The organism is Curtobacterium sp. ME26 (assembly GCF_903970945.1).
GTDB lineage: Bacteria > Actinomycetota > Actinomycetes > Actinomycetales > Microbacteriaceae > Curtobacterium > Curtobacterium citri.
In genome coordinates this window covers 1-18,834 of the sequence record NZ_CAJCKG010000050.1, presented here as the reverse complement: position 1 = coordinate 18,834, position 18,834 = coordinate 1, and the positions used below count along the sequence as shown (strand labels likewise).

The following is an 18,834-nucleotide window of genomic DNA, read 5'->3' as shown; positions in this document are numbered from 1 at the left end:
CTCGGCCTTGCTGGGGGAGCCGGGGAGCGCCGGGGAAACGTCCTTCGACGGACCACCGTTGCCGGTGCCGTCCGGGGGCGGCGCCCCGGACCCGTTCGACCCGGCGGCTGCACCGTGGTCCACGGCAGAACCGGTGCTGCCACCGTTCGTGCCGCTGCCCCCGCCGCTCGTGCCGCCACCACCGCCGTCGGCCCCGCTCTCGCCGGCGAGGCCCTCGGCACGGCTCTTCGCGGCACCGAGCTGCGACTGCAGCGACGCGAGCTGGGCCTTGAGCGTCGTGATCTGGTCGCTCCGGGAACCGGACTGCGCGTCGGTCGACTCGAGCTTGCCCTCGAGCTCCCAGATGCGCTGCTGGGCGGCGTCGAGCTTCGCCGTGAGCTCAGCGGCGGTGGGCTGCGCCGCCTGCTTCTTCGGGGTGACCCCGAGGGCGGTCTGGACGGCGGAGGACACCGGGCCGCTGGGCGAGACCCAGACGGTCCAGGTGATGAGGCCGAGCACGAGGACGATCGCGGTCGTGCCGATCGCGGTCCGTCGGGCGTGCTTGCTGGACTGTGCCCACCAGGTGCTGGTGGACCGGATGAGGTCAGACAATGAGGAACGCCTCCAGGGCGAAGATCGCGAACCCGATGAGGTACGGGATCGCCGCGTAGGGGTTGAGGCGACGACGTGCCGTCGTCGGAGCCGGGCGGGCCGCGGGTGCAGCCGAGGCCGCGACGGCCGCCGAGCGCCGGGTGGCGAGCACCGTGGCGGTCGAGTTCGTGGTGGCGTCGGGTCCGAAGAGCTCGTCGAACGCCCGGTCGGCGGCGGCCTGGTCGGTCCGGCCCTGCTCGCCGAGGTCCACCGGGCTCACCGGCGGTGCGCCGAGTGCGGCGGGCTGCACGGCGTCGGCGGGGTCCTCCTGCACCGGTCCGCCGGCGTACGCCCCGGCACGGGTGCCCCAGCCGGACGCGTGCGCCAGGCGGAAGAAGCCGATGAGCCGGATCGGCATGAGGAAGAACGTCGACACGATGATGAACATCGGCAGGCGGAAGAAGTCGCTCGGCTTCTCGGCCAGGTGGCGCATCTGTCGGATCGCCATGCTCAGCACGCTCGAGACGACCATCAGGCCGGCGACGTAGACGAAGCCCGTCGAGAAGCCGTACTGCTGCAGGATGCCCTGGTACAGGTTCTCGCCCTGCCCGGTGACCGCCCGGTAGATCCAGCCGGCGATCACGCCGAAGAGCATGAACGGCAGGATGATGTCGGTCAGGAAGAAGACCGCCAGGATCGGCGCGTGGCCGAGCATCCAGGGCAGCATCCGGAGCGTGTTGTACTGCGAGCCACGCGCCCAGCGCAGCTGCTGCTTGAACAGCTTCTTCACCTGCAGCGGAGCGTCCGTGTACACCAGCGAGGTGTACTGGTAGACGGTCCGGTACCCCTCCTTGAGCGTCAGGTTCGTCAGGGTCCGGTCGTCGGACACCTCGAGGAAGACACCCATGAACTCCTCGTGCATGAACCGGTCCATGACGCGGGCCAGGATGCTGCGGCGGAACGCGATGGTCCGTCCGGGCAGGCAGCCGATCTGCCCGAGCACGCTCTGCGCGGGCATCGAGTAGAGCGCCCGGGAGTTCTCGAGCCAGTCCGCCCAGCGGGTGATCCAGGAGCGGGTCGGCTCGAGGATGCGCTGCCGGGTGGTCACGCCCCCGACGGACTCGTCGGCGAACGGCTTGAGCAGCTCGTCGAGCGTGCCGGGCGTCCAGACCGTGTCCGAGTCGACGAGGATCGTGATGTCGCCGTTCGACATCTCGGTCCCGACCTTCACGGCGTTGCGCTTGCCGGGGATCGGGGTGTGGGTCCAGCGGACGAGCGGGGCGAACTCGTCGCAGACCCCTTCCAGCGCCTCGTTGCGGGCGCCGTTGATGACGACGATGATCTCGCCCGGACGCTGCTCGACCATGCGGCCGATCACGTCACGGAAGAGGTCGAGCGGCTCGTCCACGACGGGGACGACCACGCTGGTCGTCCCGACGAAGGTGCCGGTGTAGGGGCGGTAGCGGGCCGACAGGATGACCTTGAGCAGCCAGAGCAACCAGATCACCGCGGAGTACACGGCGAACAGGTAGAACTCGGGGTGCCCTTCGACCATCTGCCGGATCTGCAGAATGAAGGTGAACATCGATCCCTGCTTCAACGTTCGAGGTGGGGATTCCGCTTCATCGAGGAACCAGTGGTCGGTTCGGGTGAGGCAATTGAGACAGAAGCCGGGCACCGGCGCAACGCGCCCCTCGTGCGGGGGTACCGTCGCTTCGTTCCGGGGTACACCACTGTCCTCCACCGGCGGTCGCGAGCGTGTCCGCACTGCTGCTGACAGCAGCAGTGCGGACCGGACGGTGGCTCGCGACGCCGCTCGCGGTCGGTCGAGCGGCCGGGAGGCACGACCGCACCACCCAGGGAAAGCCCTGTTCAGGAGATTATGCGGTCCTCGCGGCGCTCGCTCAGCGCGCGTCCGTCGCCGCGCCGGACCACCCTGTGTCCCCGCTGAACGGAGACATCCCGTGGGGGACCCACCGGGGTACGCGGTCTCGGCGACCGGGGTACGGATCCGCCCGCGCGGAAGTCGCTACTGACGACATGTCATCTTCGCGTGTTCTGCGTCGTCCCGGGCGTGTCGCCGCGGGGTACCGACCGTCGGGGCAGCCTCGTCAGGCGCCGTAGAACTCGCGCTCGAACACCTGCCGAGCACGCCGCGTGACGCCCAGGTAGTCCTCCTCGAGCAGCGAGGCGGACCCGGGCGGGTACTCCAGGAGGCGAGCGATGCCCTCGAGCTGGACCCGGTCCACTGGCAGGACGTCGGTCGTCCGCCCGGACCAGAGCACGAGCGCGCTCCGGGTGCGGGAGGCGAAGCGCCAGGCGGCCTCGAGCCGCTCGGCGTCCTCGGGGGCGACGAGGTCGGCCGCGGTGGCGGCGTGGAGGGCCTCGAGGGTCGACGTCGTCCGGAGGCCCGGGACGGTCGTGGCGTGCTGCAGCTGCAGGAGCTGGACGAACCACTCGACGTCGCTCAGCGAGCCGCGCCCGAGCTTGAGGTGCCGGGCGGGGTCGGCGCCGCGGGGCAACCGTTCGGACTCGACGCGCGCCTTGATCCGGCGGACCTCACGGACCTCGCGGTCGTCGATGTGCTCCGGGTACCGGGTGCGGTCGGCCAGGTGCTCGAAGTCCCGCAGGAGCCGGTCGTCACCGACGGCACCGCGGGCACGGAGGAGCGCCTGCGCCTCCCACGTCAACGACCACCGCGCGTAGTAGGCGCCGTACGACTCGAGCGTCCGCACCACGGGACCGTTCTTCCCCTCCGGACGCAGGTCGATGTCGAGCTCGAACGGGTGGACGGCGTCGTCGGTCAGCCGCGACAGCTCACGGACGATCCGCTGTGCCGCCCGCGAGGCCTGCTCGGACTCGAGGCCCTCCGGTGCCCGGTACACGTAGAGCACGTCGGCGTCGGAGCCGAAGCCGAGCTCCCGGCCGCCGAACCGACCCATCGCGACGATGCCGAACGCGAGTCCCTCGGGAGCGTCCCGTCGCGCGAGGGTGAGCGCGCCGGTCAGGGTGGCCTCGGAGACGTCGGACAGCGCCGGACCGAGCGCGTCCACGTCCAGGTGCCCCAGGACCGCGGCCATGCCGAGCCGGAGCGTCTCGCGACGTCGGGCGGACCGGACGAGCGCGGCGGCACCGTCGACGTCGTCGCCGTGCCGGGCGGTCGTCGCGGCGTGCTCGGCGAGCAGCGACGCCAGCGGGCGGGGCCGGAGGAGCGCCTCCGGCTCGTCGAGCCACGCGACGGCCTCCGGGAAGCGCTCGAGCAGTCCGGCGAGGAACGCGGACTCGGACAGCACGGTCGTCAGCGAGTGCGCCGCGCCGGAGGAGTCGCGGAGCATGCGGAGGAACCAGCTCGACTCCCCCAGGGTGTCGCTCAGGCGCCGGAACGCGAGCAGGGCGCGGTCCGGGGCCGGCCCCTCGGCCATCCAGCGCAGCAGCACCGGGAGCAGGTTGCGCTGGATCGCAGCCCGTCGACTCGTGCCCTGCGTGAGCGCGCGGATGTGCCCGAGCGCGCCCGAGGGGTCCGCGAAGCCGATCGCGCCGAGTCGGTCGGCCGCCTGGTCGCTCGTCAGCACGATCTCGCCGTCCGTCGCCGCCACGGCGGAGAGCAGCGGACGGTAGAACAGCCGCTCGTGCAGCCCCCGGACCTCGAGCTTCACCCCGCGCCAGCGCTGCTCGAGCGCGACGGCGGAGGTCGCGAGGCCGGTCGAACGCGCGAGGATCCGGAGCTCGTCGGGGTCGTCCGGCATGAGGTGGGTGCGCTGCAGGCGCCGGAGCTGGATGCGGTGCTCGAGCAGGCGCAGCAGGGCGTAGTCCGGCCCGAACCGGGCGGCCTCGGGCCGGCCGACGTACCCGGCGGCCGCGAGGGCGTCCATCGCCTCGAGCGTCGACCGCACCCGCACCGTCTCGTCGTCGCGCCCGTGCACGAGCTGCAGCAGCTGCACCGTGAACTCGACGTCCCGCAGCCCGCCGGGCCCGAGCTTGAGCTGCCGGTCGACCTCGGCGTCCGGGATGTGCTCGGTGACGCGCTCCCGCATCCGCTGCACCGACTCGACGAACCCGGGCCGCCCGGCCGAGGTCCACACGAACGTGGCCACCGCGGCGGCGTACCGCTCCCCCAGGTCGCGGCTGCCGGCGATGGGACGCGCCTTCAGCAGCGCCTGGAACTCCCACCCCTTCGCCCACCGCTCGTAGTACGCGACGTGCGAGTCGAGCGTGCGGACGAGCGCGCCGTCCTTGCCCTCCGGCCGGAGGTTCGCGTCCACCTCCCACAGTGCGGGCTCCGCCGCGAGGTCGGTGATCGCGTGCGTCGCGGCGATCGCCAGGCGCGTCGCGATGAGCACGGCACGGTCGGTGCCGACGCCCGTGTCGGCCTCGTCGTCGCGCGTCGGTTCGGTGACGAAGATGACGTCGACGTCGCTGACGTAGTTGAGCTCGCGGGCGCCGGCCTTGCCCATCGCGATCACGGCCAGGGGCGTCGCCGCCACGTCGGCGGCCGGGAAGGGCACCTCGCGGCGCGCCACGTCCACCGCGGCCTCGAGCGCGGCACCGGCGAGGTCGGCGAGACCGGCCGCAACGGCGGGGAACGCGGCCGTGGGGGCCGGGTGGAGCACGTCGAACAGCGCGATCTGCGCGAGGTGTCGCCGGTAGCGCACGCGCAGGCGGAGCCGGGCGTCCTCCCCCGTGGCGCCGTCGACGGCCTCGGCCAACGACGCGGTGTACTCGTCCTGCGTCCACGGCGGGGTGACCGGGTCGAGCAGCAGAGCGATCTCCGCGGGCCGACGGTGCAGGAACTCCCCCAGCCCGACCGAGGCCCCGAGCAGGCGGACGAGCCGCTCGGTCGCGGCCTCGTCGGCCAGGACGGGGCGGAGCTCGTCCGGCGCGCGGTCGAGGAGCCGTTCCAGCAGGCGCAGCGCGCCGTCCGGGTCGGCCGTCGACTCCCACAGTGCCGGGGCGTCCGCGACCGGCACCCGCCCGACGGGGCCGGTGCGTGCCTCCAGTCCGGCGATCCGTTCGAGGCTCTCCGACAGCTCCGCGAAGCCCAGGCGGGCCAACTCGGAACGGGACGTCCGCGTCCGACCGGTCATGTGGTGCGCTCCGGGCGTGCTGCTAGAGCGCGCCGAGGTTGGTGTTCAGCTCGAACGGCGTGACCTGGTCGCGGTACGCCTTCCACTCCTGCCGCTTGTTGAGCAGCACGAAGTTGAATACCTGCTCGCCGAGCGTCTCGGCGACGAGCTCGGAGTCCTCCATCAGGCCGAGGGCGTGGTCGAGGCTCGCCGGGAGCTGCTTGTAGCCGAGGGCCTTGCGCTCGGCGTCGGACAGGCTCCAGACGTTGTCCTCGGCCTCCGGCGGGAGCTCGTAGCCCTCGTCGATGCCCTTGAGACCGGCGGCCAGCAGGAGCGAGTAGGCCAGGTACGGGTTGGCCGCGGAGTCGATGCCGCGGTACTCGACCCGAGCCGACTGGCCCTTGTTCGGCTTGTACAGCGGGACTCGGACGAGCGCCGAGCGGTTGTTGTGGCCCCAGGTCACGAACGACGGGGCCTCGTCACCGCCCCAGAGGCGCTTGTACGAGTTGACGAACTGGTTCGTCACGGCGGTGATCTCGGGCGCGTGACGCAGCACCCCGGCGATGAAGTGCTTCGCGGTCTGCGAGAGCTGGTACTCGCCGCCCGCCTCGTAGAAGGCGTTCTGGTCGCCCTCGAACAGCGACACGTGCGTGTGCATGCCCGAGCCCGGCTGGCCGGAGAGCGGCTTCGGCATGAAGGTGGCGTAGACGCCCTGCTCGATCGCGACCTCCTTCACCACCGTGCGGAAGGTCATGATGTTGTCCGCCATGGTGAGGGCATCGGCGTAGCGCAGGTCGATCTCGTTCTGCCCGGGACCGGCCTCGTGGTGGGAGAACTCGACGGAGATGCCGAGGTCCTCGAGCATCCGCACGGAGCGGCGGCGGAAGTCGTGCGCGCTGCCACCCGGGACGTTGTCGAAGTAGCCGGCCTGGTCGACGGGCTGCGGCCCGCCGTCCTTCCAGTCGCGGCTCTTCAGGAGGTAGAACTCGATCTCCGGGTGCGTGTAGAACGTGAAGCCGCGGTCGCTCGCCTTGGCCAGCGTGCGCTTCAGGACGTTCCGCGGATCGGCGACGGCGGGCTGCCCGTCCGGCGTCGTGATGTCGCAGAACATGCGCGCGGTCGGATCGATCTCGCCCCGCCACGGCAGGATCTGGAACGTCGAGGGGTCCGGGTGCGCGAGCACGTCGGCCTCGTAGCTGCGGGTCAGGCCCTCGATCGCGGAGCCGTCGAACCCGATGCCCTCCGCGAAGGCACCCTCGACCTCGGCCGGGGCGATCGCGACGGACTTCAGCGTGCCGATGACGTCGGTGAACCAGAGTCGGATGAACTTGATGCCCCGCTCCTCGATGGTGCGGAGCACGAAGTCCGTCTGCTTGTCCATGGACGCCCTTTCCGTGGTGCTGCTGGGGCCTCCAGCCTATTGGTCCCCGTCGTCCCAGCGCTCGTTGTTCGCCTTGATGCGGTCCAGGGCGTGTTGCGCCTCGTCACGCGTCGCGAACGGACCGATGCGGTCGCGCTGCGGGGACTGCGGGCCCTGCTCGACCTGCCCGGTCTTGTCGTTGAACCACCACTGGGACTCGATGCGTTCGTCGCTCATGGCGCCACCGTACCCACGGGGGCCGGGCCACGCCCGGGCGCGCTGCGCGCTGGGCCGAGGCTCGCGCTGGCGGACAGGTTCGCGCGTCGGGACCGCGAGTCTCGTCCGCGGGGCCGAGCCTCGTGTGCGCCCCGCGCCCGACGCGACGGCCTGGAGGCCCGGTGCCGGCCCGCCGGGCGCGCACCGGTCCTCCAGGCGCTCGCCCTGCGGCGGGGCCGGGCCGCGGGCGCGACGGGCTCGTGCCGCACCCGGTTAGAGTGGTCGCCATGCCCCGGGACGCACACGGACACCTGACCGCCGGCCGGATCTCCCCCCAGCGCCCCGTCCCGAAGGACATCGAGCGCCCCGAGTACGTCGGGCGCGCGGAGCCGCACGAGCACGGTCTCGGCGACACCTACACGCCCGACGAGGTCGAGCGGATCCGGGCGGCCGGACGCATCGCTTCGCGGGCCATCGACGCCGTCGGCGAGGCGATCCGCCCGGGCGTCACCACCGACGAGCTCGACCGCATCGGCCACGAGTACGTCGTGTCGCACGGCGCCTACCCCTCGACGCTCGGCTACCGCGGGTACCCGAAGTCGCTGTGCTCGAGCCTCAACGAGGTCATCTGCCACGGCATCCCGGACGACACCGTGCTGCAGGAGGGCGACCTGGTCAACATCGACGTCACCGCCTACAAGGACGGGATGCACGGCGACACGAACCGCACGTTCGTCGTCGGCGAGGCATCGCAGGAGGTGCAGGACCTGGTCGACCGCACGCGGCTCGCGCTCGAGCGCGGCATCAAGGCGGTCGCCCCGGGCCGCCAGGTCAACGTCATCGGCCGCGCCATCGAGGCCTACGCCAAGCGCTTCGGCTACGGCGTCGTGCGGGACTACACCGGGCACGGAGTCGGGCGGGCCTTCCACTCCGGCCTGATCATCCCCCACTACGACGCACCCCAGTACGACACCGTCATCGAGCCCGGCATGGTGTTCACCATCGAGCCGATGCTCACCCTCGGCGGCATCGACGCGGACATCTGGTCGGACGACTGGACCGTCAGCACCCGCGACAAGTCGTGGACCGCACAGTTCGAACACACCCTCGTCGTCACCGAGCGCGGCGCGGAGCTCCTCACCGTCTCCTGACGGACCTCCTCCCCCAGAAAGGCACACCCATGACCACCCTCGCAGTCGGCGTCGACATCGGCGGTACGGGCATCAAGGGCGCGATCGTCGACGTCACCACCGGCGAACTCCAGACCGACCGGATCAAGAAGGCCACCCCCGAGGGCGGCAAGCCCCACGACATCGTCGCCGTGGCGAAGTCGATCCTCGACGAGCTCGCCCCCGCCGCCGACGTGCCGGTGGGCGTCTGCTTCCCCGCGATCGTCCGCGACGGCAAGACCATGTCGGCGGCGAACGTGTCGAAGAAGTGGATCGGCTTCGAGGCCGAGGCTCTCTTCGAGAAGGAGCTCGGCCGCTCCATCCACTTCGTCAACGACGCCGACGCCGCCGGGTTCGCCGAGCAGCAGTTCGGTGCGGCGAAGGGCAAGGACGGGCTCGTCGTGGTCACGACGCTCGGCACCGGGATCGGCACCGCGCTCATCAACGACGGCGTGCTCATCGTGAACTCCGAGCTCGGGCACCTCGAGATCGACGGGCACGACGCCGAGTCCCGCGCGTCGTTCGCCGCCAAGGAACGCGACGACCTGTCGTGGAAGCACTGGGCGAAGCGGCTGCAGAAGTACTACTCGACGCTCGAGGCGCTGCTCTCCCCGGAGCTCTTCGTCGTGGGCGGCGGCGTGTCGAAGCACCACGAGGAGTTCCTCCCGCTGCTCGACCTGCAGGCCGAGATCATCCCGGCGACGCTCCGCAACAACGCCGGGATCATCGGCGCGGCGACCCTGGCGGCCACCAGCAGGTAGTCCGGTCCGGCCCTGCGGCGACGGGTCGTCCTTCCGCACCCTCGACGCGCCCGGCCTCCGTCGCCGAGGTTCCACGACCCGCCGCGGTCGTCCCGTCGCGGATCCGGGGAGACAGACCGCGCGGCACGAGATGCCGACATCGTGGAACCTCGGGAAGCTGCGGCCGAGGCGCACTCGCGCCCCGGACTGCCGGTACAATCGCTGGTGCGAACGGGTCGGTGAGACGGTCGCGTCACTCCCCCGGGAGTGCCGAGGAACGTCCGGGCTCCACAGAGCAGGGCGGTGGGTAACACCCACCCGGAGCAATCCGCGAGACAGTGCCACAGAAAGCAGACCGCCGGCGGCGACGTCGGTAAGGGTGAAACGGTGGTGTAAGAGACCACCAGGGGTCCGGGTGACCGGATCCGCTCGGTAAACCTCGCCCGGAGCAAGGTCAGACAGAGGACGACGAGGCTGCTCGCTGAGTCCTCGGGTGGACCGCTGGAGGCCGGCGGCAACGTCGGTCCGAGAGAGATGGCCGTCACCGCGAGAGCGGGACAGAACCCGGCGTACGGCCGGCCCGTTCGCACCACACGCCCGCCGCGGGTCTCGCACATCCGCAGCGAGACTCGCGCCTCGGCGTGCGCAGGCACGCGTAGACGGACGGGAGGCGCGGTGCCAGCCGGCACCGCGCCTCCCGTCCGTCGCGTGGTCGCGCTACAGGCCGGACTCGGCCGTCCGCACCAGGATCGCGTCGCTGTCCGGGCAGAGCACGACGTCGTCGGGCGCCGCCTGCCGGATCGTCTGCAGGTCGGAGTTCGTGAGCGTCACGCCCGACGCCGTCGACACGCCACCCTGCAGCAGCGACGCGCCGAAGCCGTAGCGATCCCGCTGCCGGTCGTAGAGCGCCAGCAGGTCAGCGGGCACCTTCGCCGCGACGCTCGCGCGGCTCTGCACCGCGGCGTCCCGGTCGGCCTGCACCCGGGCGATCTCGGCGTCGCGCTCCCCCACGAGCGTGGTGCGGTCGGCCTCGACGCGGGCGAGCTCCGCCTCGATGTCCCCGACGCGGGCGCGGTGCACGTCGAGCTGCTCCATGACCTCGAGCTCGGCGGTCTCGAGGTCACCGATGCGCCGACGCAGCGACTCCATCTCGCTCTGCAGTCCGGCGACGTCCTTGGCGTTCGACGCGTTCTGCAGCATCGTCGTGTCGCGCTCGATGCGGGCCTGAGCGGTCGCGGTGTCGGACTCGAGCCGTGCGAGGTCACGCTCGGCGTCCTCCACCTGGCCGGTCGCGGCGGCCAGCTGCGCACGGAGCGACGCCGCGGCGGTGCCGAGCTCGGTGAGCCGGTCGCCCTTCTGCAGCGCGGTGATGCGGTGCGTCAGCCGCGTCACGTCGTTGTCGAGGCGCTGGAGGTCGAGGAGGACGACCTGGTCCTCGGGTGCTGCCTTCACGGTCGGTCTCCTTCGGGGGCGGGTGCGGACGCCGGCTCGGCGTCCGCTGCGGTCGGGCTGGCGGGTCCGGCTGCCGGCAGGACGGCGAAGTCCCAGGGGTCGGTGCGGAGGTCGCTGACGGTGACCCGGATACCCGTCGCGCGACGGAGCTGCTCGGCGGCCACGTCGAGCCACAGCCACTCGGTCGCCCAGTGCGACGTGTCGACGAGCGCCGGGCCGTCCACGAGCAGGGCCTGCTCGCGGAACTCCGAGGCGGGGTGGTGCCGGAGGTCGCTCGTGACGTAGACGTCGGCGGCGCGGACGGCCGGGTTGCCGAGCAGAAGTCGCCGGCACCGGCGCAGAGGGCGACCGTGCGGACCGGACGGTCGAAGTCGCCGGAGACCCGGACGCCCGTCGCGGTGGGTGGCAGGAGGTCGACGAGCGTGCGGGCGAGGGCACCGAGGGTCGTACCGGCCGGCAGCACACCGACGCGGCCGATGCCCGTCGCGGCGTCCTGCCCCGGCTCGAGGGGCCGCTGCTCGGTGAGACCGAGCCGGTCGGCCAGCACCGCGGAGGTGCCCGTGGTCACGACGTCGGCGTTCGTGTGCGCGGCGAGCAGGGCGGTACCACCCCGGACCAGGGTGGCGAGCACGCGGCCCTTCGCGGTCGTCTCGTCGATGGTCGTCACCCCGCGGAGCAGCAGCGGGTGGTGCGTCAGGAGCAGGTCCGCTCCGAGCGCCACGGCCTCGTCGGCGGTGGCCGGCACGGCGTCGACGGCGAGGTGCACGTGCTCGATCGGCTGGTCCGGGTGCCCGGACACGAGCCCGACGGCGTCCCAGGACTCGGCGCCGGCGGCGGGCCACAGGTCCTCGGTGACGGCCTGGAGTTCGCGGAGCGTCGGCATCCCGTCAGTCTACCGAGCCGTCGGCAGCGTGCGGTCCGGCAGCGTGCGGTCCGTCAGCGACGGCCGAACAGGGCACGCAGGCGCGCGACGAGTCGTGTCCACCACCCGGCGTCGGCCGAGGCGTCGACGGTGTCGACGGGTGCGTCGCCCGCCGCGGCGTCGCGCTCGACCGGGAGCGAGACCGCCTCCGGCAGCACGACCGGGGTGCTCGCCGTCGTGCCGGCGTGCGCCGTGAGGGCAGCGGCGAACGCGGCACGGTCGATGACGGTCGGTCCGGTCGCGGGCTGCACGAGCGGGGTGGGGCGCGTCGACGCGGAGACCGGCGGGCCGGCCTGGAGGGACAGCGCCGGTCGCACCGGCTCGTCACGCACCGGGGCGGTCACCTCGGCGCCGGTGGCGGTCACGGTGCGTCGGGTCGTGCTGGCTGCGGTCGTCGCGGGCGCGGTCGCGGCGGGTGCGGGCACCGCGGTCCGCGTCGCACGGGCGGCCGCCGCGTCGCGGACGGGCGTCGGCAGCGGGCCGGTGGCCGCACGACGGGCGGCGGCGCGCTCGCGTCGCTCGGCCTCGTCGGCGGCGTCGGCGAGCAGGTCGGCGAAGACGGCACGGGCGAAGGCGCGGGCGGCCTGCACCTCGGCGTCGTCGAGGTCGGCGACCGTGGTCTCCCAGGCGGCGAGTCGGGCGAGGTCCTCGTCACGGCGGCGGACCTCGTCCTCCAGCAGGACGATGCGCTCGATCGTGGTGCGGCCGCTCGACGCGGCGACCTCGACGGCGAGGTCCTCGAAGCGCAGGGCGATCCGGGCCGGGGGTTCGGGGAACGCGGGGGCGCACGCGGCGACGTGACGGGCACGGTCACGACGGCGGAACGCGGTGGCGTCCGTGCTGGTGGCGGTCGCCGACGGGGTCACCGGCGACTCGACGACCGGCGACGCGGCGGTCTCGTCAGCGGGCACCACCGGCCGCTGCACGGGACCCGTGACCGGCGGCACCACGAGGTCCGCCAGGTAGGGCGACCGGGTGGCCGGGACGTCCCGGAGCCACTCCTCGAGCTCGCGCCCGAAGGGGTCCACGAGGGGGGTGCGCGCGCCGGGCTGAGTCTCCATGTGACGCAGGATAGATTTCACGGGCTGGCGAGGGTGGGAGATCCGCGGTGTGTCGCGCATCCCGCCGCACTGTACGTGACGTGTCGGTCCGGACGTGAGCGGCGTGTCAGCGTCCCACGGCGTCGCGGACGAACCCGTCGAGGAGCCGTCGTCCCTCCGGCCACGCCCCGACGCCGCTCGCCACGTTGACGTGCTGCCGCTCCCCCACCCGGAGCACCCGGGCACCGAGCGTGGACGCGAAGGCCGTGGCCCGCTCCGCCGAGCAGTACGGGTCGTCCTCGCTCACGACGAGGGCCGTCGGCGTCGTGACCGCGCCGCCGGGTGGCCCGAAGCCCCGTGCGGCGTCGGGGAAGGCCGGAGCGGTCGGGTCGGGCGGTGCGACCAGGAACGCGCCGGCGGCCCCACCGTCGTCGTGCGCGGTGAGCCAGCGGGCGGCAGCGAGCACCCCGAGGCTGTGCGCGACGAGCACCGGAGGGCGGGCGCACGCGGCGACCGCGTCCGAGATCGCCCGGTCCCAGTCGTCCGGGTCCGGCGCCGACCACGACGCGGGAGCGATGCGGACGGCCTCCAGTCCGCGGTCGTCCTGCCAGCGTGACTGCCAGTGCTCCGGGTCCGAGTCCCAGATGCCCGGCACGACGACCCACGGGTACCGGTCGGCGGCGTGCTCGTGCTCGTGCATCCGGGCAGCGTAGCGGGACGTGCCGCGTCAGCCGTGCAGGGTGTCGCGGGGGTACTCGCCGAAGCGCTGGTGGTACGCCGCCGAGAAGCGTCCGAGGTGCGCGAAGCCCCACCGCACGGCGACGGAGGCGATCGTCAGCTGGCCCGGGCTGCCCGCGACGAGCTCCTCGCGCACGCGGTCCATGCGGATGCCGCGGAGCATCGCGTTCGGTGCCGTGCCGACCTGGCGCTGGAACGCCTGCTGGAGCCCACGGACGCTCAGCCCGACGTGCTCCGCGACGTCCGTCGTGGTGATGGGCGTGTGCGCGTACGCGTGCATGTACTCGACCGCCTCGCGCACGCGGCTGGTGGCCCCCTGCGGCACGGGCGACTCCGGCGCGAGCTGCTGGTGCGGGAAGGTGTGGAGCATCGCGAGCGCCGTCTCACGGGCGGTCTCGGCGAGCAGGAGCGGGGACGGCTCGGCGGGGCCGAGCACGACGCGGGCGGCACGGGCGACCTGGGCGTTCCACCCACGGAGGTCCTCGGTGCGCGGGCGCTGGGCGTGGTCGAACACGAGCGGGCCGGCCTGGCCGCCGTGTTCCTCGGCGGCGACGCGCTCGAGGAAGCGCCGGTCGAAGTGCACGAGGTTCTGCCGGATGTCCTCGAGCTCGAAGACGAACGGCCGGCCGCTCGGGAACACCACGGGCGTGCCGGGCGCGAAGGTCACGTCGTCGCGACCCACGTCCACGGTGCCGCCGCCGTCGGTCGTCCACATCACGACGTACTCGTCGCCGGCGGTGGCCTGCCCGGTGGCCTTCGCGTCGAAGTGCGTCGTCCGCAGGGACATCGAGCCGTCCCCGACCATGCGGAACCGGTACGCGAAGGAGCGCTCCGTGTTCGCCCCGTTGAAGTGCGCACCCTCGTAGGCGTCGGAGAAGAGGTCGAGCGCCGCGCCGAGGTCGGTACCGGACGCCTCGTAGCGCAGTCGTGGGTCCGCGCGGGTCTCGGTGCTCATCAGGGTGAGCGTGTCACCCCGACCGGTCCGGGGCACGGTCGGCTCCGCAGGGTGCGCGGAACGGCTGCCGGAGTGCGTGAACCGGATGGTCGTCCACCCCCGCACGGGGTGCACGTCCGTGCCGTCTCAGTGCCGTCCGCGCCGGACGACCCACTGGTTGCGCCCGTCGACCCGCTCGTAGCGCAGGTCGTCGACGACCATCTGCACGAGCGCGAGTCCGCGTCCGCCCTCCGCCATGGCGTCCGGCAGGTGCGCGGCGGACGGGTCGACCGACACGGGGACGCCGTCGTCCACCATCGTCACGACGACGTCGTCGGGCCGGACGGCGAACCGCATGGAGCACGCGATGCGGCTGCCGGCCGCACCGTGCTCGATGACGTTCGACGCGAGCTCGACGAGGGCGAGTTCGAGCGCCATGCGGTCCTCGACGGACAGGTCCGGCTCGCGGTCCCATACCGAGGACAGGAAGGCGTGCACCGCCGTCACGTCCTCGGGCGGGCAGGCGAGATCGAGCACGTGCTCGCCCATGGTGACGGTCATCCCCAGTTCGTGACCGCGGCGTCCCCGTCGGGGTACGTCCGCAGGATCTTGTCGATGTTGGACAGCTTGAGGACCATCTGGACCTGCTCGGAGGGCGCCGCGATGCGCAGGTCCCCGCCGGCCTGGCGCGCGGTCTTCAGGCAACCGACCAGCGCGCCGAGCCCGGACGAGTCCATGAACTCGACGCCGGAGAGCTCGACGACGAGTCGTGCCCGGCCGCCGCCGACCACCTTCGCCACGGTCTCGCGGAACGCGCCCGCGCTGACCATGTTGAGCCGGCCGCTGCACTCCAGCACGGCCGTGTCGTCCGTTGCCTCGTGTACGACGATGTCCATGCAGGTGCCTCCTCGGTCCGGAACGGGTGCACGTTGCAACCTACCGGGTCGGTGCCCTCAGGCGGAACGGCCCCGCCGCGTCGCGACGAGCTGGACCACCACGGCCGCCGCGATGAGGGTGGCCATCACGGCCCCCATCGCGGTCGCGGTGCCGCCGAGCGCACCCGCGAGTGGCGTCCCGAGGCCGCCGAGCCCGAAGGTCAGCCCGCCCTGCAGCGCCGCCGCCGTGCCCGGGTGCGCCGCGCCGACCGCCTGGGTCCGCGTCATCGCCGCCGGCAGCACGAAGCCCCACGCGCCGGTGACGACGGACAGTGCGCACCAGACCGCCACGGGGCCGGTGCCGGCCACGGCGAAGACCAGGACGGCCGCGCTCCCCATCGCACCGACGACCAGACCGGCCGTCAGGAGCGTGTCCTCGGAGAACCGCCCGACGACCCTCCGGAACACCAGCGTCGTGACGATCATCATCGACGCGTTCGTCGCGAACACGAGCGTGTAGAGCTGCTCCGAGAACCCGTACTGCCGCTGGAACACGAACGAGCTCGTCGCGATGTAGGCGAAGAACCCGATCGTCGAGAGCACGCCGGTGAGCACGTACGCCCGGAAGCGCCCGATCGCCATGAGGTCGCGGATGCGTCGGCCGTTCGCCCGGAACCCGGTGCCCCCGCGCGCCGTCGCGGGCAGGGTCTCGCCGAAGCGGAGCGCCACGGCCGCGGTGAACACGGCACCGAGCACCGCGAGCACGACGAACATGAGCCGCCACGAGCCGACGGTCAGGACGGCTCCCCCGGCGAGCGGGGCGACCACCGGCCCGATCGCGTTGATCGCAGCGAGCGTGCCGAACACCTTCGCGGTGCGCGGCCCCGTCGTCGTGTCGGACACCATCGCACGTCCGGCGACGGCCCCGGCGGCGCCCGCCAGGCCCTGCACCACCCGCGCCACGACGAGGGTGGTCGCGTCGGGCGCGAGGGCGCAGCCGACCGAGGCCAGGGCGAACCCGGCGGTGCCGACGAGCAGCAGCGGGCGCCGGCCGATGCCGTCGCTCACGGGGCCGGCGAGCAGCTGTCCGACCGCGAACGCGACGAGGAACGCGGTGAGCGAGAGCTGCACGACGCCGGGCGACGTCCCCAGCTCGCGCGCGATGGTCGGCAGCGCCGGGATGTACATGTCGGTCGCGAAGGGCGAGACGCCGACGATGAGCGCGAGCGGGACGATCGGCGGCAGCACGCCACCGGTCGCGGGTCGGCCGGTCCGTTCGCGCTCCGTCGTCACGAACGCAACGCTACGCGTCCGCGAATCGATTCGACAGGACCCTCACCGTGGTCGCACCGGACGGGAGGCGCGACGCCCGCCGGCACCGCGCCTCCCGTCCGGCACCGGGTCGCGATCGCGACCCGTCGGGACAGCCCGTCGGATCAGCCCGTGTTCTGCAGGCCGGCGGCGATCCCGTTGACCGTCAGGAGCAGCAACCGGTGGTCGCCGTCCGTCGGGTCGGTGCTGCCGGTGGTCCGGATCGACCGGAGCGCTCGGAGCTGCAGGTGCGACAGTGCGTCGACGTACGGGCTGCGGAGCCGGACGGCGCGGGCGAGCACCGGCCGGTCCTCGAGCACGTCGCTGCCGCCGGAGACCCGGAGCACCCAGTCGCGGGTGCGGAGCATCTCGTCGAGGACCTTCGCCGCGAGGTCGTCGCGGTCGGCGAGCTCGAGGTACCGGCGGGCGATCTGCTCGTCGGTCTTGGCGAGGGACATCTCGACGTTCTTGATCATCGCGCCGAACAGGGGCCACTCGGCGTACGCGGCACGGAGGACCTCGACGTCGCCGACGGCCTCGAGCGCGGAGCCCAGGCCGTACCAGCCGGCGAGGTTGATGCGCGCCTGCGTCCACGAGAACACCCACGGGATGGCGCGGAGGTCCTCGAGGGACTCGACGCTCAGGCCGCGACGGGCCGGCCGGGAGCCGAGCGGCAGCAGCCCGATCTCCTCCATCGGCGTCACGCGGGCGAACCACGGCGCGAAGCCGTCGGCCTTGACCAGGTCGTAGAACGCCTGCCGGGAGACGTCGTCGAGCTGCTGTGCGAGCTCGGCGAACCGGGTGGCGGCGACCGCCGTCCGGTCCTCGTTCGACGGCGACGACGCGAAGAGCGTCGCCGAGGCCATCTGCTCGAGGTGCCGCGCGGCGATGTCCTGGTCGCCGTACTGGGCGAAGATGACCTCGCCCTGCTCGGTGAGCTTCAGGCGCCCGTCGATCGACCCCGGCGGCTGCGCGAGCACCGCCTCGTTCGCGGGTCCGCCACCACGGCCGAGTGAGCCGCCGCGTCCGTGGAAGAGCGTGAGCTCGACGTCGTTGTCCCGCGCCCAGTCGGCGATCCGCGCCTGGGCGTCGTAGAGCGCGAGGTTCGCCGACACCGGGCCGACGTCCTTCGACGAGTCCGAGTACCCGAGCATGACCTCGAGTCGCCGCCCGGTCGCCGCGAGCCGTCGCTGGAACGGCTCGGTGCGGACGGCCTCGTCGAGGATGTCGACGCTCGCGTGCAGGTCGGCGAAGGTCTCGAAGAGCGGGATGACGTCGAGCACGGGCGCCGCGTCGCCGCACGCCGCCGTCGCCAGCTCGTGCACGTTCGCCAGGTCGGCGGCGGACTGCGTGAAGGACACGATGTACCGGTGCGCCGACCGCACGCCGTAGCGCTGCTGCAGGTCCGCGACGGTGCGGAACACCGCGAGGACCTCCTCGGTCGTGTCGCTGAGCGGCTCCCCCGAGCGGATCTCGGCGAGGGCGGTGCGGTGGACCTGCGAGTGCTGGCGGACCTCGAGCTCGGCCAGGTGGAAGCCGAACGTCTCGACCTGCCACACGAGGTTCTGCAGCTCGCCGTTCGCGGTGCGGGCGGCACCGGCCGCGACGAGCGAGGCCTGGATCACCCGGAGGTCGGCGAGCAGTTCCTCGGGACCGCCGTACGCCAGGCCGTCATTCCCGCGGCGGGTCGCACGGATCCGCGCGGCCACGAAGAGCAGCGCCCGACGGTGGGTCTCGTTCGGCGCGCGCACGCCGATGCGCTCGGCGATGCCCGGGTCGAGCGCCTCCTGCGCGGCGACCAGCGCCTGGAGCCCGGCGTCGGCCGGGGTCTCGGCGGCGTCGAGGGTCAGCGCGGCGCCGATGCGGGTGGCCGCGCGCGACAGGCCGAGCAGGATGTGCTCCGCCGCGATGTCGGCGGCCTGCCGGGTCACGGCCGCGGTGACGTGCGGGTTGCCGTCGCGGTCGCCGCCGATCCACGTGCCGAAGCGCACGAAGGCGGGAGCGGTCACCGGCGCCCGGCCGGCGTCGTCGCCGAGCAGCCGGTCGTCGAGCAGGCGGTAGACCTGCGGCACGATCTCGAACAGCGTCTGGTCGAAGACGCTCATCGCGGTGCGGACCTCGTCGAGCGGGGTCGGTCGCGTGGTCCGCAGCGGCGAGGTGCGCAGGAGCGTCGTGATCTCCTCGAGCAGGCGCCGCTCGTTCTCGGCGCGCGCGGTCGCGTTGCGGGTGTGGTCGCGCTCGTCGATCAGGTCGGTGATGCGGCGCACGGCCGTGGTGACCGCGCGGCGGCGGGCCTCGGTCGGGTGCGCGGGGAGCACCGGGTGGAAGCACAGGTCGGCCAGGCGCGCGGCGGCCTCTTCGTCACCGACCAGATCGGAGAAACACAGGGCGGAACTCCATTCACCCCGGGGAACCTCGTAAGCCGCCGTCGGCTTGAAAAAAAA

The 18,834-nt window shown here is 72.9% G+C and carries 13 protein-coding genes, 1 other RNA gene and 3 pseudogenes; 3 read left to right on the top strand and 14 right to left on the bottom strand.

Annotation, left to right across the window (positions count from 1 at the left end; translation table 11 throughout):
• From H7A69_RS14705 to H7A69_RS14685, 5 genes and pseudogenes are all read right to left on the bottom strand, one after another.
• Window positions 1–591 (bottom strand): annotated as a pseudogene (locus tag H7A69_RS14705) (hypothetical protein); the annotation flags it as partial.
• The gene (locus H7A69_RS14700) at window positions 584–2,155 is read right to left on the bottom strand and encodes a glycosyltransferase family 2 protein (RefSeq protein WP_182047663.1); all 1,572 of its coding nucleotides are present in this window, start codon (window positions 2,153–2,155) and stop codon (window positions 584–586) included. The gene H7A69_RS14700 and the pseudogene H7A69_RS14705, both read right to left, overlap by 8 nt.
• A gap of 526 nt (window positions 2,156–2,681) precedes the next feature.
• Window positions 2,682–5,654, bottom strand: coding sequence for a bifunctional [glutamine synthetase] adenylyltransferase/[glutamine synthetase]-adenylyl-L-tyrosine phosphorylase (locus tag H7A69_RS14695; RefSeq protein WP_182047661.1), 2,973 nt, complete (start codon window positions 5,652–5,654; stop codon window positions 2,682–2,684).
• Window positions 5,655–5,676: 22 nt separating this feature from the next.
• The gene (gene glnA, locus H7A69_RS14690) at window positions 5,677–7,014 is read right to left on the bottom strand and encodes a type I glutamate--ammonia ligase (RefSeq protein WP_182047659.1); all 1,338 of its coding nucleotides are present in this window, start codon (window positions 7,012–7,014) and stop codon (window positions 5,677–5,679) included.
• Window positions 7,015–7,050: 36 nt separating this feature from the next.
• Window positions 7,051–7,230, bottom strand: coding sequence for an SPOR domain-containing protein (locus H7A69_RS14685; RefSeq protein ID WP_069711047.1), 180 nt, complete (start codon window positions 7,228–7,230; stop codon window positions 7,051–7,053).
• Window positions 7,231–7,496: 266 nt separating this feature from the next.
• On the opposite strand from H7A69_RS14685, the gene map reads away from it, so the two are divergent.
• The 3 genes from map (at window position 7,497) to rnpB (ending at window position 9,705) form a co-directional block, all read left to right on the top strand.
• The gene (map, locus tag H7A69_RS14680; RefSeq protein ID WP_182047657.1) at window positions 7,497–8,360 is read left to right on the top strand and encodes a type I methionyl aminopeptidase; all 864 of its coding nucleotides are present in this window, start codon (window positions 7,497–7,499) and stop codon (window positions 8,358–8,360) included.
• A 29-nt stretch (window positions 8,361–8,389) separates the two neighbouring features.
• Window positions 8,390–9,139 carry a polyphosphate--glucose phosphotransferase gene (ppgK, locus tag H7A69_RS14675; RefSeq protein WP_069711048.1) on the top strand — a complete coding sequence of 250 codons (750 nt, stop codon included), beginning with the start codon at window positions 8,390–8,392 and terminating at the stop codon, window positions 9,137–9,139.
• A gap of 211 nt (window positions 9,140–9,350) precedes the next feature.
• Window positions 9,351–9,705, top strand: an RNA gene (gene rnpB / locus H7A69_RS14670) — RNase P RNA component class A.
• Window positions 9,706–9,835: 130 nt separating this feature from the next.
• Here the strand turns inward: rnpB and H7A69_RS14665 are convergent.
• The 9 genes and pseudogenes from H7A69_RS14665 to H7A69_RS14625 form a co-directional block, all read right to left on the bottom strand.
• Window positions 9,836–10,570, bottom strand: coding sequence for a zinc ribbon domain-containing protein (locus H7A69_RS14665; RefSeq protein WP_182047655.1), 735 nt, complete (start codon window positions 10,568–10,570; stop codon window positions 9,836–9,838).
• Window positions 10,567–11,453 (bottom strand): annotated as a pseudogene (locus tag H7A69_RS14660) (Nif3-like dinuclear metal center hexameric protein). The gene H7A69_RS14665 and the pseudogene H7A69_RS14660 overlap by 4 nt, the downstream one beginning before the upstream one ends.
• A gap of 53 nt (window positions 11,454–11,506) precedes the next feature.
• Window positions 11,507–12,553: a hypothetical protein gene (locus tag H7A69_RS14655; protein WP_182047653.1), complete on the bottom strand. Its 1,047-nt coding sequence runs from the start codon at window positions 12,551–12,553 to the stop codon at window positions 11,507–11,509.
• Window positions 12,554–12,659: 106 nt separating this feature from the next.
• Window positions 12,660–13,232, bottom strand: a complete 573-nt coding sequence (locus H7A69_RS14650; protein ID WP_182047651.1) for an RBBP9/YdeN family alpha/beta hydrolase — start codon at window positions 13,230–13,232, stop codon at window positions 12,660–12,662.
• Window positions 13,233–13,259: 27 nt separating this feature from the next.
• Window positions 13,260–14,225, bottom strand: coding sequence for a helix-turn-helix transcriptional regulator (locus H7A69_RS14645; protein ID WP_182047649.1), 966 nt, complete (start codon window positions 14,223–14,225; stop codon window positions 13,260–13,262).
• Between the two features lie 126 nt (window positions 14,226–14,351).
• Entirely contained in the window at window positions 14,352–14,765 is a 414-nt protein-coding gene (locus H7A69_RS14640; protein ID WP_083263638.1) for an ATP-binding protein, read from the bottom strand.
• A complete protein-coding gene (locus tag H7A69_RS14635; RefSeq protein ID WP_069711054.1) occupies window positions 14,762–15,100 on the bottom strand; it encodes an STAS domain-containing protein in 339 nt (112 codons plus the stop codon). Before H7A69_RS14635 ends, H7A69_RS14640 begins: the two co-directional genes overlap by 4 nt.
• Window positions 15,101–15,157: 57 nt before the next feature.
• Window positions 15,158–16,372 (bottom strand): multidrug effflux MFS transporter, encoded by a 1,215-nt coding sequence (locus H7A69_RS14630; protein WP_259346249.1) that lies wholly within the window; start codon window positions 16,370–16,372, stop codon window positions 15,158–15,160.
• A 143-nt stretch (window positions 16,373–16,515) separates the two neighbouring features.
• A pseudogene (locus tag H7A69_RS14625) lies at window positions 16,516–18,759 on the bottom strand (phosphoenolpyruvate carboxylase); the annotation flags it as partial.
• Between the last annotated feature and the right edge of the window lie 75 nt (window positions 18,760–18,834).

Coding starts and splice junctions, on each gene's coding strand:
- map (WP_182047657.1), top strand. CDS start 7,497: ATGCCCCGGGACGCACACGGACACCTGACCGCCGGCCGGATCTCCCCC.
- H7A69_RS14635 (WP_069711054.1), bottom strand. CDS start 15,100: ATGGACATCGTCGTACACGAGGCAACGGACGACACGGCCGTGCTGGAG.
- H7A69_RS14685 (WP_069711047.1), bottom strand. CDS start 7,230: ATGAGCGACGAACGCATCGAGTCCCAGTGGTGGTTCAACGACAAGACC.
- H7A69_RS14640 (WP_083263638.1), bottom strand. CDS start 14,765: ATGACCGTCACCATGGGCGAGCACGTGCTCGATCTCGCCTGCCCGCCC.
- H7A69_RS14695 (WP_182047661.1), bottom strand. CDS start 5,654: ATGACCGGTCGGACGCGGACGTCCCGTTCCGAGTTGGCCCGCCTGGGC.
- H7A69_RS14655 (WP_182047653.1), bottom strand. CDS start 12,553: ATGGAGACTCAGCCCGGCGCGCGCACCCCCCTCGTGGACCCCTTCGGG.
- glnA (WP_182047659.1), bottom strand. CDS start 7,014: ATGGACAAGCAGACGGACTTCGTGCTCCGCACCATCGAGGAGCGGGGC.
- H7A69_RS14645 (WP_182047649.1), bottom strand. CDS start 14,225: ATGAGCACCGAGACCCGCGCGGACCCACGACTGCGCTACGAGGCGTCC.
- H7A69_RS14650 (WP_182047651.1), bottom strand. CDS start 13,232: ATGCACGAGCACGAGCACGCCGCCGACCGGTACCCGTGGGTCGTCGTG.
- H7A69_RS14700 (WP_182047663.1), bottom strand. CDS start 2,155: ATGTTCACCTTCATTCTGCAGATCCGGCAGATGGTCGAAGGGCACCCC.
- ppgK (WP_069711048.1), top strand. CDS start 8,390: ATGACCACCCTCGCAGTCGGCGTCGACATCGGCGGTACGGGCATCAAG.